Raw genomic sequence first — 15,788 nt, 5'->3', positions numbered from 1 at the left:
TTCTCCTTTGAACAAGATTGACAGCGGCAATCACCGCTGATAGTCCTATTCAAACCGCCGCACAGACCGTTTCCCATCGGCAGACAGAGGGCATGCACCTAGGATGGGCCTCACGCGCCTTGTAGGCGCAGGCCGATCGCCTGTAAAAGCGATGTAAAGAAAAGGCCTTGCTAGGCCTTGCCTGTCGAACCGTATCCGCCCTCGCCGCGCTCGCTGGCCGGAAACTCGGTCACCACATTAAATTCGGCCTGCGCCACAGGCACGATGACCAGTTGTGCAATGCGTTCCATCGGCTCTATGGTGAATGGCACATCGCTGCGGTTCCAGGCGCTCACCATGAGTTGGCCCTGGTAATCGCTGTCGATCAGGCCCACCAGGTTGCCCAGCACAATGCCGTGTTTGTGGCCCAGGCCGGAGCGCGGCAGGATGAGCGCGGCATAACCCGGGTTGTGCAGGTAGATCGCGATACCGGTCGGCACCAGTTGCCAGGCGTTCGCAGCCAGCGTCAGCGGCTTGTCCAGACAGGCACGCAGGTCCAGGCCGGCACTGCCGGGCGTGGCGTAATGGGGAAGATTGCCCTGAAGGCGGGGGTCCAGGATCTTGACGTCGATTTTCATTTGGTGTTTTTCTGTTGTGCTTTTTTAACTTCTTCGGCAGCGCGCTGCAGCAATTCACGAACACGTTGAGCCGGGGCACCTGAGGCATTCCGGTTGATCCTGAAAATTACCCATGCGGCATATGCCAGCAGCGCCGGAACAAACAGGAAGCCAAGGCCGGGCACAAGCTTCGCCAGCAGCTGTGTACCTATCCATGCCGCAACCACCCACTTCACATGCGCGAAGAATGTGATGCCGGCCAAGGGCTCAAGAGCAGCCTTGGCCGGGCTCGGCGCCGCAGGCGCGCTCACCTGTTGGACAGCCTTGGGCTGGAGCATGTTTTCACGCGTACCCAGCGCCGCATTGCTGGCCGTCAGCCGTTCAACGTAGCGCGCAAAGTCGCCATCCGGCGGGGTGTCTGAAGAGTGCATCATGAAGCTTTGGCTTTCTGGCCCAAAGCAGGCCGTGCAGCCATCCGGCCAGCGATTTCCTGGACCAGTCGCCGGGCGAGCAGCAACTTGGACGCCCTGGGCAGCTCGGTACTGCCCCGCTCGTCCACCAGCAGCAGCGCATTGTCGTCCAGCCCAAAAGTGTCAGGCCCTATGTTGCCAACCAGCAGCGGCACATTCTTGCGCAGGCGCTTGGCCTGGGCGTTCTCAAGCAGGTCATGGCTTTCTGCCGCAAAGCCGACGCAAAACAGCTTGCCCGCCAGTGCGGCTGCCGACTGCGCGACCGTTGCCAGAATGTCGGCGTTCTCCGTGAATGCCAGTTGCGGCGTTTGGCCCGAGCCGTCTTTCTTGATTTTCTGGGTCGATGGCGCACTCGGCCGCCAGTCGGCCACCGCCGCAGTTGCTATAAAAACAGTAGCTGCCTGCGCGCTACCTGTCACGGCCTGGAGCATATTTTCTGCTGATTTCACGTCAATACGGGTCACACCACGCGGCGTGGGTAGGCCCACAGGCCCCGCAACCAGGGTCACATCCGCACCGGCCTCGCGTGCAGCCCGGGCAATGGCAAAACCCATTTTCCCGCTGGACAGGTTGGTAATGCCGCGCACCGGGTCAATCGCCTCGTAGGTCGGCCCGGCCGTCACCAGCACGCGCTGGCCAGCCAGCGTTTTGGGCGTAAAAAATGCGATGACGTCTTCCAGCAACTGCTCCGGCTCCAGCATGCGGCCATCACCGGTCTCGCCGCAGGCCTGAAAACCGTTGCCGACGCCCAGTACCCGCGCACCGTCCGCCTCAAGCTGTACAAAGTTGCGTTGTGTCGCCGGATGCGCATACATCTCGCGATTCATGGCCGGCGCCACCAGCAAAGGCACCTTGTCGATGGGCCGCGCCAGGCACATCAGGCTCAGCAGGTCATCTGCACGGCCATGCAGCAGTTTGGCCATGAAGTCGGCGCTCATGGGCGCAACCAGGATGGCATCGGACTCGCGCGACAGATTGATGTGAGCCATGCTGTTCGGCTCGCGGCTGTCCCACTGGCTGGTGTAAACCGGTCGCCCGCTCAGGGCTTGCATGGTCACCGGCGTGATGAACTGCTCCGCAGCCTCGGTCATCACCACCTGCACCGTGGCTCCGGCCTTGATGAGGGCGCGGCACAGCTCGGCCGACTTGTAGCAGGCGATGCCCCCGGATAGGCCCAGCACGATGTGTTTGCCCGCAAGGTCCAGCGCCGGTCCTTGGCCCGGGTCAATTACTGCAGGATTTTCTTGATTCGTCATGCCCCGCAATGTATCAGTTTGCTGTTTTCCGCAGCCTGGGCAGGGGTCAACCCTTATAATCAGCATTTCCCACCTCTGCGAACTTATGGTTCGTATCTGACATGACCAAATTTGTCTTCGTCACCGGCGGTGTGGTGTCTTCCCTGGGCAAGGGAATCGCCTCAGCCTCCTTAGCGGCGCTCCTCGAATCGCGCGGCCTCAACGTCACTCTCATCAAGCTGGACCCGTACCTCAACGTGGATCCGGGCACCATGTCTCCCTTCCAGCATGGCGAAGTGTTTGTCACCGATGACGGTGCAGAAACCGACCTTGACCTGGGCCACTATGAGCGTTTTATCGAAACGCGCATGCGCAAGGCCAACAATTTCACCACGGGCCAGATCTACAAAAGCGTGCTTGAAAAAGAACGCCGCGGCGACTACCTTGGCAAAACCGTGCAGGTCATCCCGCACGTCACCAATGAAATCCAGGAGTTCGTCAAACGCGGCGCCGGTTTTGAAACACCCGACGCCGTGGACGTTGCCATTGTCGAGATAGGCGGCACTGTCGGCGACATCGAGTCCCTGCCCTTCCTGGAAGCCGTGCGGCAGATGAGCCTGCGTCTGGGCACCAACAACACCGCCTTTGTCCACCTGAGCTATGTGCCCTGGATCGCAGCAGCTGGTGAACTCAAAACCAAACCGACCCAGCACACCGCCAAACAACTTCGTGAAATCGGCATACAGGCCGACGTGTTGCTGTGCCGCGCCGACCGCCGCATCCCGAATGAAGAGCGCGAAAAGATCTCGCTGTTTTCCAACGTCCCCGAGTGGGGCGTGATCTCCATGTGGGACGTGGACACGATTTACAAGGTCCCGCGCATGCTGCATGAGCAGGGCCTGGATGGACTGATCTGCGACAAGCTTCGCCTGAACACGCCGCCGGCCAACCTCAAGCGCTGGGACGACCTGGTGTACGAAACCGAACACCCGAAAACTGAAGTCAACATTGCCATGGTCGGCAAGTATGTGGACCTCTCTGACAGCTACAAGTCGCTCAATGAGGCCCTGCGCCACGCCGGCATGAAAAACCATGCCAAGGTGGTCATTGAATATGTCGACTCCGAAACCATCACGCCCGACAACGTTTCGCGCCTGACCAAGTTCGACGGCATCCTGGTGCCCGGCGGCTTCGGTGTGCGCGGTGTCGAAGGCAAAATCTGCGCGGCGCGTTTCGCCCGCGAGAAAAAAATGCCTTACCTGGGCATCTGCCTGGGCATGCAGGTCGCGACCATCGAGTTCGCGCGCCACGTTGCCGGCCTGAAGGACGCCAACAGCACCGAGTTCGACCCGGCCACCCCGCACCCCGTGATTGCGCTCATCACCGAGTGGAAGGACGCTGACGGTACGATCAAGACACGCGATGCCAAGTCCGATCTGGGCGGCACCATGCGCCTGGGTGCGCAAAGCTCCGATGTCTCCAAAGGCACGCTGGCGCACAAGATCTACGGCGACGTGGTGACCGAGCGCCACCGCCACCGCTATGAAGCCAATGTCAATTACCTCGATGCGCTGCGCAAGTCGGGCCTGGTAATTTCCGCACTGACACAGCGCGAGCACCTGACGGAAATCGTCGAGTTGCCGCAGGACGTCCACCCCTGGTTCATGGGCGTGCAATTCCACCCTGAATTCAAGTCCACGCCCTGGAACGGCCACCCGCTGTTCAATGCCTACATTGCCGCTGCGCTACAGCAGCGCACCACGGCAGGCCAGGACAACAAATCTGCCGGAAAACCCCTTAAAGTTGTGGCCTGACCATGAAACTCTGCGGATTTGACATAGGCCTGAATCAGCCGTTTTTCCTGATTGCAGGCCCCTGTGTGGTGGAGTCCGAACAGTTGCAGATGGACACCGCCGGCACGCTGAAGGAAATCACCGCATCGCTGGGCATTCCATTTATCTTCAAGTCCAGCTACGACAAGGCCAACCGCTCCAGCGGCACGAGTTTTCGCGGCCCAGGCATGCACAAGGGCCTGGAAATTCTGGCCAAGGTCAAACGCGAACTCGGGTTGCCCATCCTGACGGATGTGCATTCCGAAGCTGACATTGCCACGGTAGCCGCAGTAGTTGACGTGTTGCAGACGCCGGCCTTCCTGTGCCGCCAGACCGACTTCATCCACGCGGTCGCGCAATCGGGCAAGCCGGTCAACATCAAAAAAGGTCAGTTCCTGGCGCCCGGTGACATGAAAAACGTCATCGACAAGGCCCGTGCCGCCGCGCGCGAAAAAGGCCTGGACGAAGACCGTTTCATGGCCTGCGAGCGCGGTGCCAGTTTTGGCTACAACAACCTGGTGTCCGACATGCGCAGCCTGGCCATCATGCGCGAGACCCGGGCGCCCGTGGTGTTTGACGCCACCCACTCGGTGCAGTTGCCCGGTGGCAACGGCACCAGCAGCGGCGGCCAGCGCGAGATGGTGCCTGTGCTGGCGCGTGCGGCGGTCGCCGTTGGTGTCGCCGGCCTCTTCATGGAAACCCACCCGGACCCGGCCAAGGCCATGAGCGACGGCCCCAACGCCGTTCCCCTCAAGCACATGAAGGCCCTGCTTGAGACCCTGCTTGAGCTGGACCGGGTTACCAAGAAAAACGGCTACCTCGAAAACGACTTTGGAGCTTAGCATGCGAGACGCCGCTCGACAATTCACCATTGATATCCAGGACAGGCGCAGCCATTTTTCCGACGGGCCGCCCCCAGGAAAAATAACCCCCTCGAGGGGCAACGTAGTACACGAAGCGACAAGCGTGGGGGCTCCATGAGCAGTGCTTACATCATTGCCAACGTCAATGTCACCAATCCGGTGCAGTACGAAGAGTACAAAAAGTGGTCGTCTGCAGCCATGCAGGCACACGGCGCCGAAGTCTGCGTACGGGGCGGCAAGGTTCAGGTACTGGAGGGCGACTGGTCGCCCGACCGGCTGGTGATTCTGAAGTTTCCCAGCGTCGAAGCAGCCAAAACTTTTGATGCCTCGCCCGAATACGGCAAAGCCCGCGCAGCCCGGCAAGGTGCAGCCATCATGCGCATGGTCGTGGTCGAAGGCGTTTGAGGCGTATGGATCCGGTTTTGTAATTTTTGATTTTTTGATTTGAAAGAACCTAAATGAGCGCAATTGTTGATATCGTCGGCCGCGAAATTCTCGACAGCCGTGGCAACCCCACCGTTGAATGTGACGTGCTGCTGGAGTCCGGCGTCATGGGCCGTGCGGCTGTGCCTTCCGGCGCCTCCACCGGCTCGCGAGAGGCCATCGAATTGCGCGACGGCGACAAATCGCGTTACCTAGGCAAGGGCGTGCTCAAGGCGGTTGAGCACATCAACACCGAGATCTCGGAAGCCGTGCTGGGCCTGGACGCCAGCGAACAGGCCTTCCTCGATCGCACCATGATTGACCTGGACGGCACCGAGAACAAATCCCGCCTGGGCGCCAATGCCATGCTGGCCGTCAGCATGGCCGTGGCACGGGCAGCAGCCGAAGAAGCCGGCCTGCCGCTCTACCGCTACTTTGGCGGCAGCGGCGGCATGCAGATGCCCGTGCCCATGATGAACGTGGTCAACGGCGGCGCACACGCCAACAACAACCTGGACCTGCAGGAGTTGATGATCATTCCTGTGGGCGCACCGAGCTTTCGCGAAGCCGTGCGTTATGGCGCCGAGGTTTTCCATGCGCTCAAAAAAATCCTGCACGACAAGGGCATGAGCGTGGCTGTCGGTGACGAAGGCGGTTTTGCACCCAACGTACCCAGCCATGAAGCGGCTATCCAGATGATCCTGGAAGCCATCGACAAAGCCGGCTTTGTGGCCGGCGAGCAGATCGCCCTGGGCCTGGACTGCGCCGCGTCGGAGTTTTACAAGGACGGCAAGTACGTGCTGTCCGGTGAAGGCCTGAGCCTGGACGCCACCGAGTGGACCAATATCCTGGCCACCTGGGTCGACAAATACCCCATCATCAGCATTGAGGACGGCATGGCCGAAGGCGACTGGGACGGCTGGAAAATCCTGACCGAGCGCCTTGGTAAAAAAGTGCAGCTGGTCGGTGACGACCTGTTTGTCACCAACACCAAGATCCTCAAGGAAGGCATCGACAAGCACATTGCCAACTCCATCCTGATCAAGATCAACCAGATCGGCACCCTGACCGAAACCTTCGCCGCAATTGAGATGGCAAAGCGCGCCGGGTACACCGCCGTGATTTCGCACCGCTCCGGCGAGACCGAAGACACCACGATTGCCGACATCGCCGTCGGCACCAATGCCGGCCAGATCAAGACCGGCTCGCTGTCGCGCTCTGACCGCATGGCCAAGTACAACCAGTTGCTGCGCATAGAAGAAGACCTGGGTGATGTTGCGACCTATCCCGGACGTGCAGCGTTTTACAACCTGAAGTAATGACCCCCACGCTCGCGCACTCCGTGTCGTTCGCTGCCCCCCGAGGGGGCCGCGTTTCGTCTTGGGGCGGCCCGGCGACGAAACATCACTCTCCAGATTAGGCATGAGCTCACGCTTCGTCCCGGCTATCCTGATTGCGCTGCTGGTGCTGCTCCACGCGCAACTCTGGATGGGCCGGGGCAGCATTCCCAGTGTGCAGGAGATGCAGCACCGGCTGAATGAGCAAAATGCAAAAAATGCGAGTGCCCAGGCCGGCAACGACCAGCTGGCAGCCGAGGTCAGGGACCTGAAAGAAGGCATGGAAATGGTTGAAGAAAAGGCGCGCAGCGAGCTGGGCATGGTCAAGCCCAATGAGATTTTTGTGCAGGTCACAAAATAAACCACACGTGACGGTTTTGAATGTGACGCTGGCTGGTGCACCGGGCAGCGGAAAATCCCGGTTGGCCGCGGCACTGACGCAGGCACTCAACAAGGCCGGCTGGCCTGCTGCCGTAGGGCTTGCCGACCCGGCAACGCAAGACAACAACGCCCTCATCCTGCTCATGGGACTGGAGTCCCAGGCAGAGGACATACATGCCGCAGACCAGACAATCCGGGCAGCACTGACCCGCGCCGGCACCGTCTATGACGTACTGTATGGTTCCATGGAAGAGCGCCTGGCCCAGGCCCTGGGGCTCATCGAAAAGCGACTCACGGGAGCCGACCCGCGCTCACCGACGAAAAACAACAGGCCCTGGATCTGGGTGTGCGACAAATGCAGCGACCCGCAGTGTGAGCACAGGCTGCTCACCGACCTGCTGGCGAAACGGCTGATTACTGCACCGTAGCAGGCGGGGGGTGCTGGCGGCCGGGGTGGGTAAATATCTGCGCCGCGTCCACCGGGTCAAAATCGTACTGCGCGCCGCAGAACTCGCAGGTCACACCGACGTTGCCACGCTCGGCAATCACACTTTCAACTTCCTCTGGCCCCAGGCCGCGCAGCATGTTGCCGACGCGCTCACGCGAGCAATTGCAGGCAAAGCTGGGTGTCAGGGGTTCAAACCGGGTGATGGGCTCTTCCCAAAACAGGCGGCGCAAAATCGTGTCGGCATCAAGCGTCAACAGCTCTTCGCGTTTGAGCGTTCCCGCCAGCATGGCGATGCGCTTGTAATCCTCGTTGATGCCTATCTGGTCTTCATTGGCATCGCTGTCGATTTGCCCTTCCAGGTTGCCCTGGCCTTTCACCGGCAGGCGCTGTACCAGCAAACCAGCTGCCACATTGCCGTCCGCCGCCAGGATCAGTTTGGTATCGAGCTGTTCGCTCTGCAGCATGTAGTGCTCCAGCACTTCACCCAGGCTCTCGATTTTTTCACGCTGGTCACCGAACAGCGGCACCACACCCTGGTAGGCCTGTTGCCCGGGCAGCTTGTCTTTCGGGTCCAGCGTGATGGCACAACGCCCTTCGTTGTTCACATTGACCAGCTGGCTCAGGGAGCTGCCGGCATCAACCACACCCGTCACGGTGGCGGTCGCACGCAGGCTCAGGTCGGGCTGGACTTCAGCCACCGCGAGTTTGACCGGGCCATCGCCCAGGATCTGCAGCACCAGCGCGCCGTTGAATTTGATATTGCCCTGCATCAGCGTGCCTGCCGCCGCCATTTCACCCAGCAGGTGCATGACCTCCACCGGGTAGCCGCCAGCAGCTTGCCTGCGCTTGAGGATTTCCTGCCAGGAATCCGTCAGGCGCACGAGCATGCCGCGCACTGGCAAGCCGTCAAAGATAAATTTATGAAGTTCAGACATATCAGGGGGAGAAACAGGGAAAAGGTGAAAAAAATAGGCTCAAGCCAGCTTCTTGAGCCCTGACTTGTAGCGGTTCGCGTTGTCTATATAGTGCTTCGCGCTCATTTTTAAACCCTCAATCTGCTCGGGGGTCAATTGGCGCACGGCTTTGGCAGGGCTGCCCAGGATCATGGAACCGTCCGGGAACTCCTTGCCCTCGGTCACCAGCGAGCCCGCGCCCACCAGGCAGTTCTTGCCTATTTTTGCGCCATTAAGCACCACGGCCGCAATGCCGATCAGCGAGTTGTCGCCTATGGTGCAGCCATGCAGCATGACCTGGTGGCCGACGGTGACATTCTCGCCAACGACCAGCGGCAGGCCATGGTCGGCGTGCAAAACGCTGTTGTCCTGGATATTGGAGCCACGCCCCACGGTAATCGTCTCGGTGTCGCCGCGTATCACCACGCCAAACCAGACACTGCTGTCTTCTGCGAGCGTCACGTTGCCCAGGACCTGGGCATCTTCGGCTACCCAGGCAGAGGCATGGATGGATGGGGTCAGGTTGTCCAGCTGGTAAATCGCCATGGTTGTCCTTTGTAGCGGGAAGTAAACGCGGTTTGGGTGGGGTGTACAGAGATTGTAAGGAGCCCTATCGCTGACAATCAGGCCATGAATGCCAAGCCGCCCGCCAAAGAGCTTCGCCAGCAGGCCCTGGAGGCCCTTCTGGAGCCAAATCCGGAAAGAAAAGTGGCCATGGCCGCCTGTTTATGCGCGCAGCCAGCTACTCTTTTAATAGCAAGCGACATGCCCCCGGAAGCCTTTCAGCAGCCGCAAACCCTGCCCGGCTGCCCGGCGCGGCCTGAATTGCGCTCGCACCTGGATGTGCCCAAACGCTCGCCCTTCACCACCGAAGGCCTGGCAGCACTGCTGCATGCCGTCACGCACATTGAATTTAATGCCATCAACCTGGCGCTCGACGCCATCTGGCGTTTTGACGGCATGCCGCATGCGTACTACCTCGACTGGCTCAAGGTCGCGGCCGAGGAAGCGCAGCATTTCAGCCTGCTGCGCAGCCATTTAAAAACAATGGGTTACGACTATGGCGACTTCCCCGCCCATACCGGCCTGTGGGACATGACTGAAAAAACCCGGGGCGACGTGCTGGCACGCATGGCCCTGGTACCGCGCACGCTGGAGGCGCGCGGCCTGGATGCCACCCCGCCCATGCAGGCCAAGCTGCGCAAAGTGGGCACAGCCCAGGCCCTGCGCGCCGTGGAGATCCTTGACGTCATCCTGCGCGACGAAATCGGCCACGTGGCGATAGGCAACCACTGGTACCGCCACCTGTGCGGCCTGCGCGGGCTGGACCCGGTTACCACCTATGCGGTGCTGGCCCGGCAATATGGCGCACCTCGATTGAAAGGCCCGCTCAACCTGGACGCCCGCCGCGATGCCGGGTTTGATGAAGAAGAACTGGCCCTGCTCAGCCACGGCACCTGAAGGCATCGGCTATCGCCTACGTACACCGGGGCCCCAGTCGGACAGGCTGAAAAAGCCCATGCGCTGACAAAAAACCTGATCGGTATTAAGCTTGTAGTGCTGAAAAAAGGAGCTCGCCTGATGATCCCGAACCTGGTTTCAAGTCTCTCGTCACATGCACCCAGCCTGCCGCCCGATGTCTCGGTGCAGTTGCCCCAGGGTCAGCTTCTTGGCGCGCCCAATGCCCCGGTCAAGCTGACATTCTCAAGCTGGTCCAGCATTGCGCGCCTCAAGGCAGGCCAGATCGGCGCTCTGGCCGAGGACTACGTCGAGGGCAAACTGCAGCTTGAAGGCGCCATGCGCGATGTCATGCGTGCGGTGACCCGGCTGTTGCCAGGCAATCCCGTGGAAAGCGACACAGGCTGGTGGTCTGGCCTGCTACGCCGGGCCAGGTCCATGGCGGCCCACACCCATGCAAAAGACGCGGCGCAAATCCAGTTTCACTATGACGTTTCAGATGCGTTTTACGAACTCTGGCTGGACCCGCGCCGGGTGTATTCCTGTGCCTACTACCGTGACCTGACGGATACCTCCATCACGGTTGCCCAGGCGCAGGAGGCCAAGCTGGACCATATCTGCCGCAAGCTGATGCTCAAACCGGGCGAGCGTTACCTGGATGTTGGCTCCGGCTGGGGCGCCCTGCTGCTCTGGGCCGCCGAACACTACGGCGTGGATGCTACCGGCATCACCCTGTCAAAGAACCAGTACGCCTATGTTCAGAAACTCATTGAACAAAAAGGCCTGGGCCACCGTGTGCGTGTGGAACTGCGCGACTACCGGGACCTGCCGGAAGACAAGCCCTTTGACAAGATTTCATCGGTCGGCATGTTCGAGCATGTAGGCCATGCCAACATGACCGCCTACTTCACCAAGATCATGCACCTGCTGGCACCCGGCGGGCTGGTGATGAACCACGGCATCACCGCAGGCGGCCTGGAAAACCGGCAGCTAGGCGCCGGCATGGGCGACTTCATTGAGAAATACATCTTCCCCGGCGGCGAGCTGCTGCATGTCAGCGCCGTGCTGGAGCACATGTCCCGCGCCGGGCTGGAACTGGTGGATGCCGAAAACCTGCGCCCACACTATGCCCGCACACTCTGGGACTGGTCAAACGCGCTGGAGGCGCGGCTCGATGAAGCACGCAAGGTGCTCGCCATAGACGGCGGCAACGAACGCGCCGAAAAAACCCTGCGCGCCTACCGCCTCTACCTGGCTGGCAGTGCCATGAGTTTTGAGCAGGGCTGGATATCCCTGAACCAGTTGCTGGCCGCCAAGCCCTCCGGCGATGTGTCCAGCACCACGGTCAAGGGCGCCCAGTCGGTCTACCCCTTCAACAGGGACTATATGTACACCCCTGTCCAGGCTCACTGCGTGTAGCCTGTTCCCCCCTCAAGGGGGCGGCGCCTGCGGTCTGGCGAAGCCAGTCCCGCGGCCCCCACTGGTTGTGCCCGCTGTACTCTTCAACTCAGCATGAGCCGTGGAACCGGTTTTGCCGGGCCAAAGACGGGCGGCCCCCCGACGGGCTGGAGCCCGCGACCTGCAAGGCCCGGGAGTTACACGCAGTGAACGACCGTGGGGGCCATATCACCCTCTCGGGTGATGCTTTCCGTGCAAAGCCTTCAGGCGCTCACGTGCCACATGCGTGTAAATCGTGGTGGTTGAAATATCGGCATGCCCAAGCAGCATTTGAACCGCCCGAAGGTCCGCGCCGTGGTTCAGCAGATGGGTGGCAAAGGCATGGCGCAGGGTATGCGGCGACAGCGGCGAGGTGATGCCCGACAGCAAGGCGTATTTTTTCACCAGCATCCAGAACATCACCCGGCTCATGCCGTGGCCTCGGGCGGTCACAAACAGGTCCTCGGTCTGCTGGCCGCCCAGTATCTCCGGCCGGCCCTCGGCAAGATAAAACACCACGGCATCGCGCGCAACCTGGCCAAAAGGCACCAGCCGCTCCTTGCTGCCCTTGCCCATGACACGCAGCACGCCTTCATTCAGGCCCAAATGAAAAGTCTTGAGCCCCACCAGTTCGCTGACACGCAGGCCGCTGGCATACATCAGCTCCAGCATGGCGCGGTCGCGCTGGCCCAGCGGCGTACCGTTATCGGGCGCGGCCAGCAGGGATTCGACCTGGGCCTCGCTCATGACCTTGGGCACCCGCAAAGCCTGTTTGGCGGATTGAAGCTTCAGGGTCGGGTCGGCCGTAATGAAGCGCTCACGCAGGGCCCAACGAAAGTAGCGCTTGAATACTGTCAATCGCCGGTTGGCCGAAGTTGCCTTGGTGCTAGCGTGTTTGGCCGAGAAATAGCGGTTGAGATCGTTCTCAGAGGTGTCGTCGAGCTTGCGCCCCCCCTGCTCCTTCGTGCCCAGCCAGGCTGCATAAAGCGAGAGGTCGCGCCTGTACGCAGCCAGCGTGTTTTTCGACAGCCCGTCCTCCAGCCACAGGGCGTCTATGAATGCGTCAATACTGGACTGGCTGGCGGAATGCATGCCTGCGACCTTACCAAAGATCCGGGCGAAAAAAAGCCGCCGGGCAGAAATCCTGCGCGGAGGCCTGGCTGTAAGAGCCCGTTCAGTCCAGCTTGAGCTTGGCAGCGTCAACCACCTTTTTGTAGACCTCGTACTCCGCCTTGATCTGCGCCGTGAACTGCTCAGGCGTGTTGGCAACAATCAGCGAGCCGGTGTCTTCAATGCGCTTGCGGATGGCTGGGTCTTCCAGGGATTTTTTCACGCCGGCGCTTACCTTGTCGACCACCTCTTTCGGCAGGCCCTTGGGACCCAGGATACCGTAATAGGCCATGCGGTTTACGGGCTCCAGGCCCAGTTCCTTGAAGGTAGGCACATCAGGCAACACGGCCAGGCGCTGCGGCGCTGCAACCACGATAGGCACCAGCCGTTTTTGCTGGATGAAAGGCAGCGCGGAAGGCAGGTTGTCAAAAATCATGTTGACTTGGCCTGCCACCGTGTCATTCAGTGCCGGGCCGGCACCGCGGTAAGGGATGTGCGTCACAAACGTGCCGCTCAGGCTCTTGTACAACTCCATCTGCAGATGGCCAATGCCGCCTGTGCCCGACGATGAGTAGGAGTATTTACCGGGGTTTTTCTTGAGCTCGGCAATGAACTCCTTGTAGTTTTTCGCCGGAAAGCTTGGGTGCACCGCAATGATGTTGGGCGTTGCAGCAATATTGATGATGGGCGTGAAGTCCGTGAGCGTGTTGTACGGAATCTTCGGGTTGATGGCCGGATTCGCCGCCGTGGTCGACACCGTGGCCACGCCCAGCGTGTAGCCATCAGGCACAGCGCGGGCGAGCTCAGTCGCGCCCACAACACCGCCGCCGCCCGCTTTGTTTTCAACAATGACGTTTTGACCCAGCGCCTTGCCCAGCGGATCGGCAATCACGCGGGCCACGATGTCGGTTGTGCCGCCCGGTGCAAAAGGCACCTGCAGCTTGATGACCTTGTTGGGATAGCCCTGGGCAAATGCAGAGCCCGCCCCGGTGGTCAGCACGAGTGCGGAAAGGGCAGATAAGGCAAACAGGTAACGACGTTGCATGGTCAGGTCCTTCAAATGAAAACAGCCTGAATGGTAAAGGCAAGAGGCCTGTCTGGATGTTGTGGATTACGCATAAGGGCAAACCCGAGTCGCGCACAATTTTGGGGTTATTCTCAGGCGGTGAATTACGCTCAACTTCTTTTCCCCGACTTTTTCCTCATCGCCTGCGGCTACCTGCTCTGCCGCCATACAGCCCTCAACCGCAACATCTGGGAACCGGTGGAAAGCCTGGTGTACTACGTCCTGTTTCCGGTTTTGCTGTTCCAGTCAATTGTCAAAAGCCCGCTGGACCTGGGCGCGACCTCCAGCCTGATCAGCGCGGGGCTGCTGATGGGCCTGGGCGGTATCGCAATGGCCTACAGCCTGCCCTACATTCCCTGGCTGGGCCGCCATATTGACAGGCGCGAGCATGCAGCCAGCGCCCAGGTGGCTTTTCGCTTCAACTCCTTTATGGCCCTGGCCCTGGCCGACCGGCTCGCGGGCAGCGAGGGCCTGCAGCTGATTGCGGTGCTGATCGGCGTTTGTGTGCCGCTTTTTAATGTTGCCGCCGTCTGGCCCATGGCCAGGCACGCCGGGCGCGGCTTTTTACGTGAGCTGGTGCGCAATCCGCTCATCATTGCCACGGTCGCGGGCCTGATAGCCAACCTGCTGGGCTTTTCCATGCCGACCTGGCTGGAGCCTGCCGTCACACGCATTGGTGCCGCGTCGCTGGCGCTGGGCCTGATGGCTGCCGGCGCCGGCATGCAGTTTGGCCACCTGTCACAAGCCAAAACACTGGCGGCAGCGGTATTGTCGATAAGGCATCTGTTCATCCCGCTCCTTGCATTCGGCCTGGCGAAAGCCTTTGGCTTGTCCTATACACAAAGCACCATCCTGCTGGCCTTCTCTGCCGTACCGACCGCATCAAGCGCCTATGTGCTGGCCACCCGCATGGGCTACAACGGTGGCTATGTAGCGGGCCTGGTGACCTTATCGACGGTGCTGGGCGTGGTGAGTTTGCCGTTTGCGCTTGGAGTGCTGCGATAGCGCTGAAACCAAAAACAAAGACTCTTGATCGCTACAAAATCAATAGCTGCTTGCGCGCTTTTTAATTGGGCTACAGGCACTTTTTATTCAAAAAATGACCGCCGGACTCATGCAAGAGCCCAGTCAATGTGCTCCTGAACCACCTCGCCGACGTGCCCGCGCCGTGCCAGCAATGCCCGGCGTATCCCCTCGTCGCATCCGGCACGCAAGGCATTGCCCATGGCCACGGCAATATTGCGCAACCAGCGCTCATGCCCAATGCGGCGTATCGCGCTGCCTTCGGTGAAGCGTAAAAACTCTTCTTCGCTCCAGGCAAACAGGGTCACAAGCTGCTGGCCCGTCAAACCCTGGCGTTCATCAAAGTCGGGCAAGGCGCTGCGCTGCGCAAACTTGTTCCAGGGGCAGATCAGCTGGCAGTCGTCGCAACCATAGATGCGGTTGCCCATCAGCGGCCTCAACTCCAGCGGGATAGACCCGTCGTGTTCTATGGTCAGGTAGGAAATGCAGCGCCGTGCGTCAAGCTTGTAGGGCGCAACAATGGCCTGCGTGGGGCAGACGTCTATGCAGGAGGTGCAACTGCCGCAATGCGGTGTCACGGGCTCGCTGGGCGGCAAGGCAAGGTCCACGTAGATCTCGCCGAGAAAAAACATGGAGCCCGCTTCGCGGTTGAGCAGCAGCGTGTGCTTGCCGCGCCAGCCCTGGCCGGACCTTGCTGCCAGTTCGGCTTCAAGCACCGGGGCGGAGTCTGTGAAAGCGCGGTGGCCCAGCTTTTCGACGTGTCCGGAAATCCGCTCGCCCAGTTTTTGCAAACGGTTACGCATGACCTTGTGGTAATCGCGCCCACGAGCATAAACGGAGACAACGCCTTCGGCCGGCCGCTGCAGGCGGCTGAACTCCACCGCCTGCCACTCCCCCGACGAGGTGGGGGTGGATGCCGGTAAATAATCCATGCGTGCAGTGATGACGCTCACGGTGCCGGGAATCAGCTCGGCCGGCCTGGCCCGTTTTAGCCCGTGCGACGCCATGTAATGCATGTCACCATGAAAACCTGCTGCCAGCCAGGCCGATAATCCGGGTTCTGCTGACGATAAATCAACGCCGGCAATGCCAATTTGCGAAAATCCAAGCTCGCGCGCCCACGTTTGAATTTGACTGACAAATTGTTGATTGACCT

Annotated in this window: 17 protein-coding genes; 9 read left to right on the top strand and 8 right to left on the bottom strand. The window is 60.5% G+C overall.

Annotation, left to right across the window (positions count from 1 at the left end):
• Window positions 1–170 precede the first annotated feature (170 nt).
• Genes dut through coaBC form a run of 3 tightly spaced genes read right to left on the bottom strand, consistent with a single transcriptional unit; the run spans window position 171 to window position 2,322 of the window.
• Window positions 171–617, bottom strand: a complete 447-nt coding sequence (gene dut, locus ACFQND_RS03380) for a dUTP diphosphatase (RefSeq protein WP_371434606.1) — start codon at window positions 615–617, stop codon at window positions 171–173.
• The gene (locus tag ACFQND_RS03375; protein ID WP_371434605.1) at window positions 614–1,030 is read right to left on the bottom strand and encodes a hypothetical protein; all 417 of its coding nucleotides are present in this window, start codon (window positions 1,028–1,030) and stop codon (window positions 614–616) included. Before ACFQND_RS03375 ends, dut begins: the two co-directional genes overlap by 4 nt.
• A complete protein-coding gene (gene coaBC / locus ACFQND_RS03370; RefSeq protein WP_371434604.1) occupies window positions 1,027–2,322 on the bottom strand; it encodes a bifunctional phosphopantothenoylcysteine decarboxylase/phosphopantothenate--cysteine ligase CoaBC in 1,296 nt (431 codons plus the stop codon). The genes ACFQND_RS03375 and coaBC overlap by 4 nt, the downstream gene beginning before the upstream one ends.
• Window positions 2,323–2,423: 101 nt before the next feature.
• On the opposite strand from coaBC, the gene ACFQND_RS03365 reads away from it, so the two are divergent.
• From ACFQND_RS03365 to ACFQND_RS03340, 6 genes are all read left to right on the top strand, one after another.
• Window positions 2,424–4,115 carry a CTP synthase gene (locus ACFQND_RS03365; RefSeq protein ID WP_371434603.1) on the top strand — a complete coding sequence of 564 codons (1,692 nt, stop codon included), beginning with the start codon at window positions 2,424–2,426 and terminating at the stop codon, window positions 4,113–4,115.
• Between the two features lie 2 nt (window positions 4,116–4,117).
• Entirely contained in the window at window positions 4,118–4,975 is an 858-nt protein-coding gene (gene kdsA / locus ACFQND_RS03360; protein WP_371434602.1) for a 3-deoxy-8-phosphooctulonate synthase, read from the top strand.
• 135 nt (window positions 4,976–5,110) lie between these two features.
• Window positions 5,111–5,401 carry a DUF1330 domain-containing protein gene (locus ACFQND_RS03355; protein ID WP_371434601.1) on the top strand — a complete coding sequence of 97 codons (291 nt, stop codon included), beginning with the start codon at window positions 5,111–5,113 and terminating at the stop codon, window positions 5,399–5,401.
• A gap of 53 nt (window positions 5,402–5,454) precedes the next feature.
• Window positions 5,455–6,738 (top strand): phosphopyruvate hydratase, encoded by a 1,284-nt coding sequence (eno, locus tag ACFQND_RS03350; RefSeq protein ID WP_371434600.1) that lies wholly within the window; start codon window positions 5,455–5,457, stop codon window positions 6,736–6,738.
• 103 nt (window positions 6,739–6,841) lie between these two features.
• Window positions 6,842–7,117 carry a septum formation initiator family protein gene (locus tag ACFQND_RS03345; RefSeq protein WP_371434599.1) on the top strand — a complete coding sequence of 92 codons (276 nt, stop codon included), beginning with the start codon at window positions 6,842–6,844 and terminating at the stop codon, window positions 7,115–7,117.
• 7 nt (window positions 7,118–7,124) lie between these two features.
• Window positions 7,125–7,565: a hypothetical protein gene (locus ACFQND_RS03340; protein ID WP_371434598.1), complete on the top strand. Its 441-nt coding sequence runs from the start codon at window positions 7,125–7,127 to the stop codon at window positions 7,563–7,565.
• On the opposite strand, the gene hslO is transcribed toward ACFQND_RS03340, so the two are convergent.
• Together hslO and ACFQND_RS03330 are read right to left on the bottom strand one after the other, a co-directional pair.
• Window positions 7,552–8,520 carry an Hsp33 family molecular chaperone HslO gene (gene hslO, locus ACFQND_RS03335; RefSeq protein WP_371434597.1) on the bottom strand — a complete coding sequence of 323 codons (969 nt, stop codon included), beginning with the start codon at window positions 8,518–8,520 and terminating at the stop codon, window positions 7,552–7,554. The two genes, ACFQND_RS03340 and hslO, sit on opposite strands and share 14 nt — an antisense overlap.
• A gap of 39 nt (window positions 8,521–8,559) precedes the next feature.
• On the bottom strand, window positions 8,560–9,084 hold the full coding sequence (locus tag ACFQND_RS03330; RefSeq protein ID WP_371434596.1) for a gamma carbonic anhydrase family protein: 525 nt from the start codon (window positions 9,082–9,084) through the stop codon (window positions 8,560–8,562).
• A gap of 84 nt (window positions 9,085–9,168) precedes the next feature.
• Between ACFQND_RS03330 and ACFQND_RS03325 the strand changes: the two genes are divergently transcribed.
• On the top strand, window positions 9,169–9,999 hold the full coding sequence (locus ACFQND_RS03325; RefSeq protein ID WP_371434595.1) for a ferritin-like domain-containing protein: 831 nt from the start codon (window positions 9,169–9,171) through the stop codon (window positions 9,997–9,999).
• A gap of 120 nt (window positions 10,000–10,119) precedes the next feature.
• The gene (locus ACFQND_RS03320; RefSeq protein WP_371434594.1) at window positions 10,120–11,415 is read left to right on the top strand and encodes a class I SAM-dependent methyltransferase; all 1,296 of its coding nucleotides are present in this window, start codon (window positions 10,120–10,122) and stop codon (window positions 11,413–11,415) included.
• Window positions 11,416–11,622: 207 nt separating this feature from the next.
• Here the strand turns inward: ACFQND_RS03320 and xerD are convergent, their stop codons facing one another.
• Together xerD and ACFQND_RS03310 are read right to left on the bottom strand one after the other, a co-directional pair.
• Window positions 11,623–12,525: a site-specific tyrosine recombinase XerD gene (xerD, locus tag ACFQND_RS03315; RefSeq protein ID WP_371434593.1), complete on the bottom strand. Its 903-nt coding sequence runs from the start codon at window positions 12,523–12,525 to the stop codon at window positions 11,623–11,625.
• Window positions 12,526–12,607: 82 nt separating this feature from the next.
• The gene (locus ACFQND_RS03310) at window positions 12,608–13,588 is read right to left on the bottom strand and encodes a tripartite tricarboxylate transporter substrate binding protein BugE (RefSeq protein WP_371434592.1); all 981 of its coding nucleotides are present in this window, start codon (window positions 13,586–13,588) and stop codon (window positions 12,608–12,610) included.
• A 120-nt stretch (window positions 13,589–13,708) separates the two neighbouring features.
• Here ACFQND_RS03310 and ACFQND_RS03305 point away from each other — a divergent pair, with 120 nt between their 5' ends.
• The gene (locus ACFQND_RS03305; protein WP_371434591.1) at window positions 13,709–14,614 is read left to right on the top strand and encodes an AEC family transporter; all 906 of its coding nucleotides are present in this window, start codon (window positions 13,709–13,711) and stop codon (window positions 14,612–14,614) included.
• Between the two features lie 107 nt (window positions 14,615–14,721).
• Here the strand turns inward: ACFQND_RS03305 and queG are convergent, their stop codons facing one another.
• On the bottom strand, window positions 14,722–15,762 hold the full coding sequence (gene queG, locus ACFQND_RS03300) for a tRNA epoxyqueuosine(34) reductase QueG (protein WP_371434642.1): 1,041 nt from the start codon (window positions 15,760–15,762) through the stop codon (window positions 14,722–14,724).
• Window positions 15,763–15,788: the final 26 nt, after the last annotated feature.

The organism is Polaromonas aquatica (assembly GCF_042659145.1).
Classification (GTDB): domain Bacteria; phylum Pseudomonadota; class Gammaproteobacteria; order Burkholderiales; family Burkholderiaceae_C; genus Polaromonas; species Polaromonas aquatica.
This window is presented reverse-complemented; position numbering and strand designations above follow the sequence as displayed.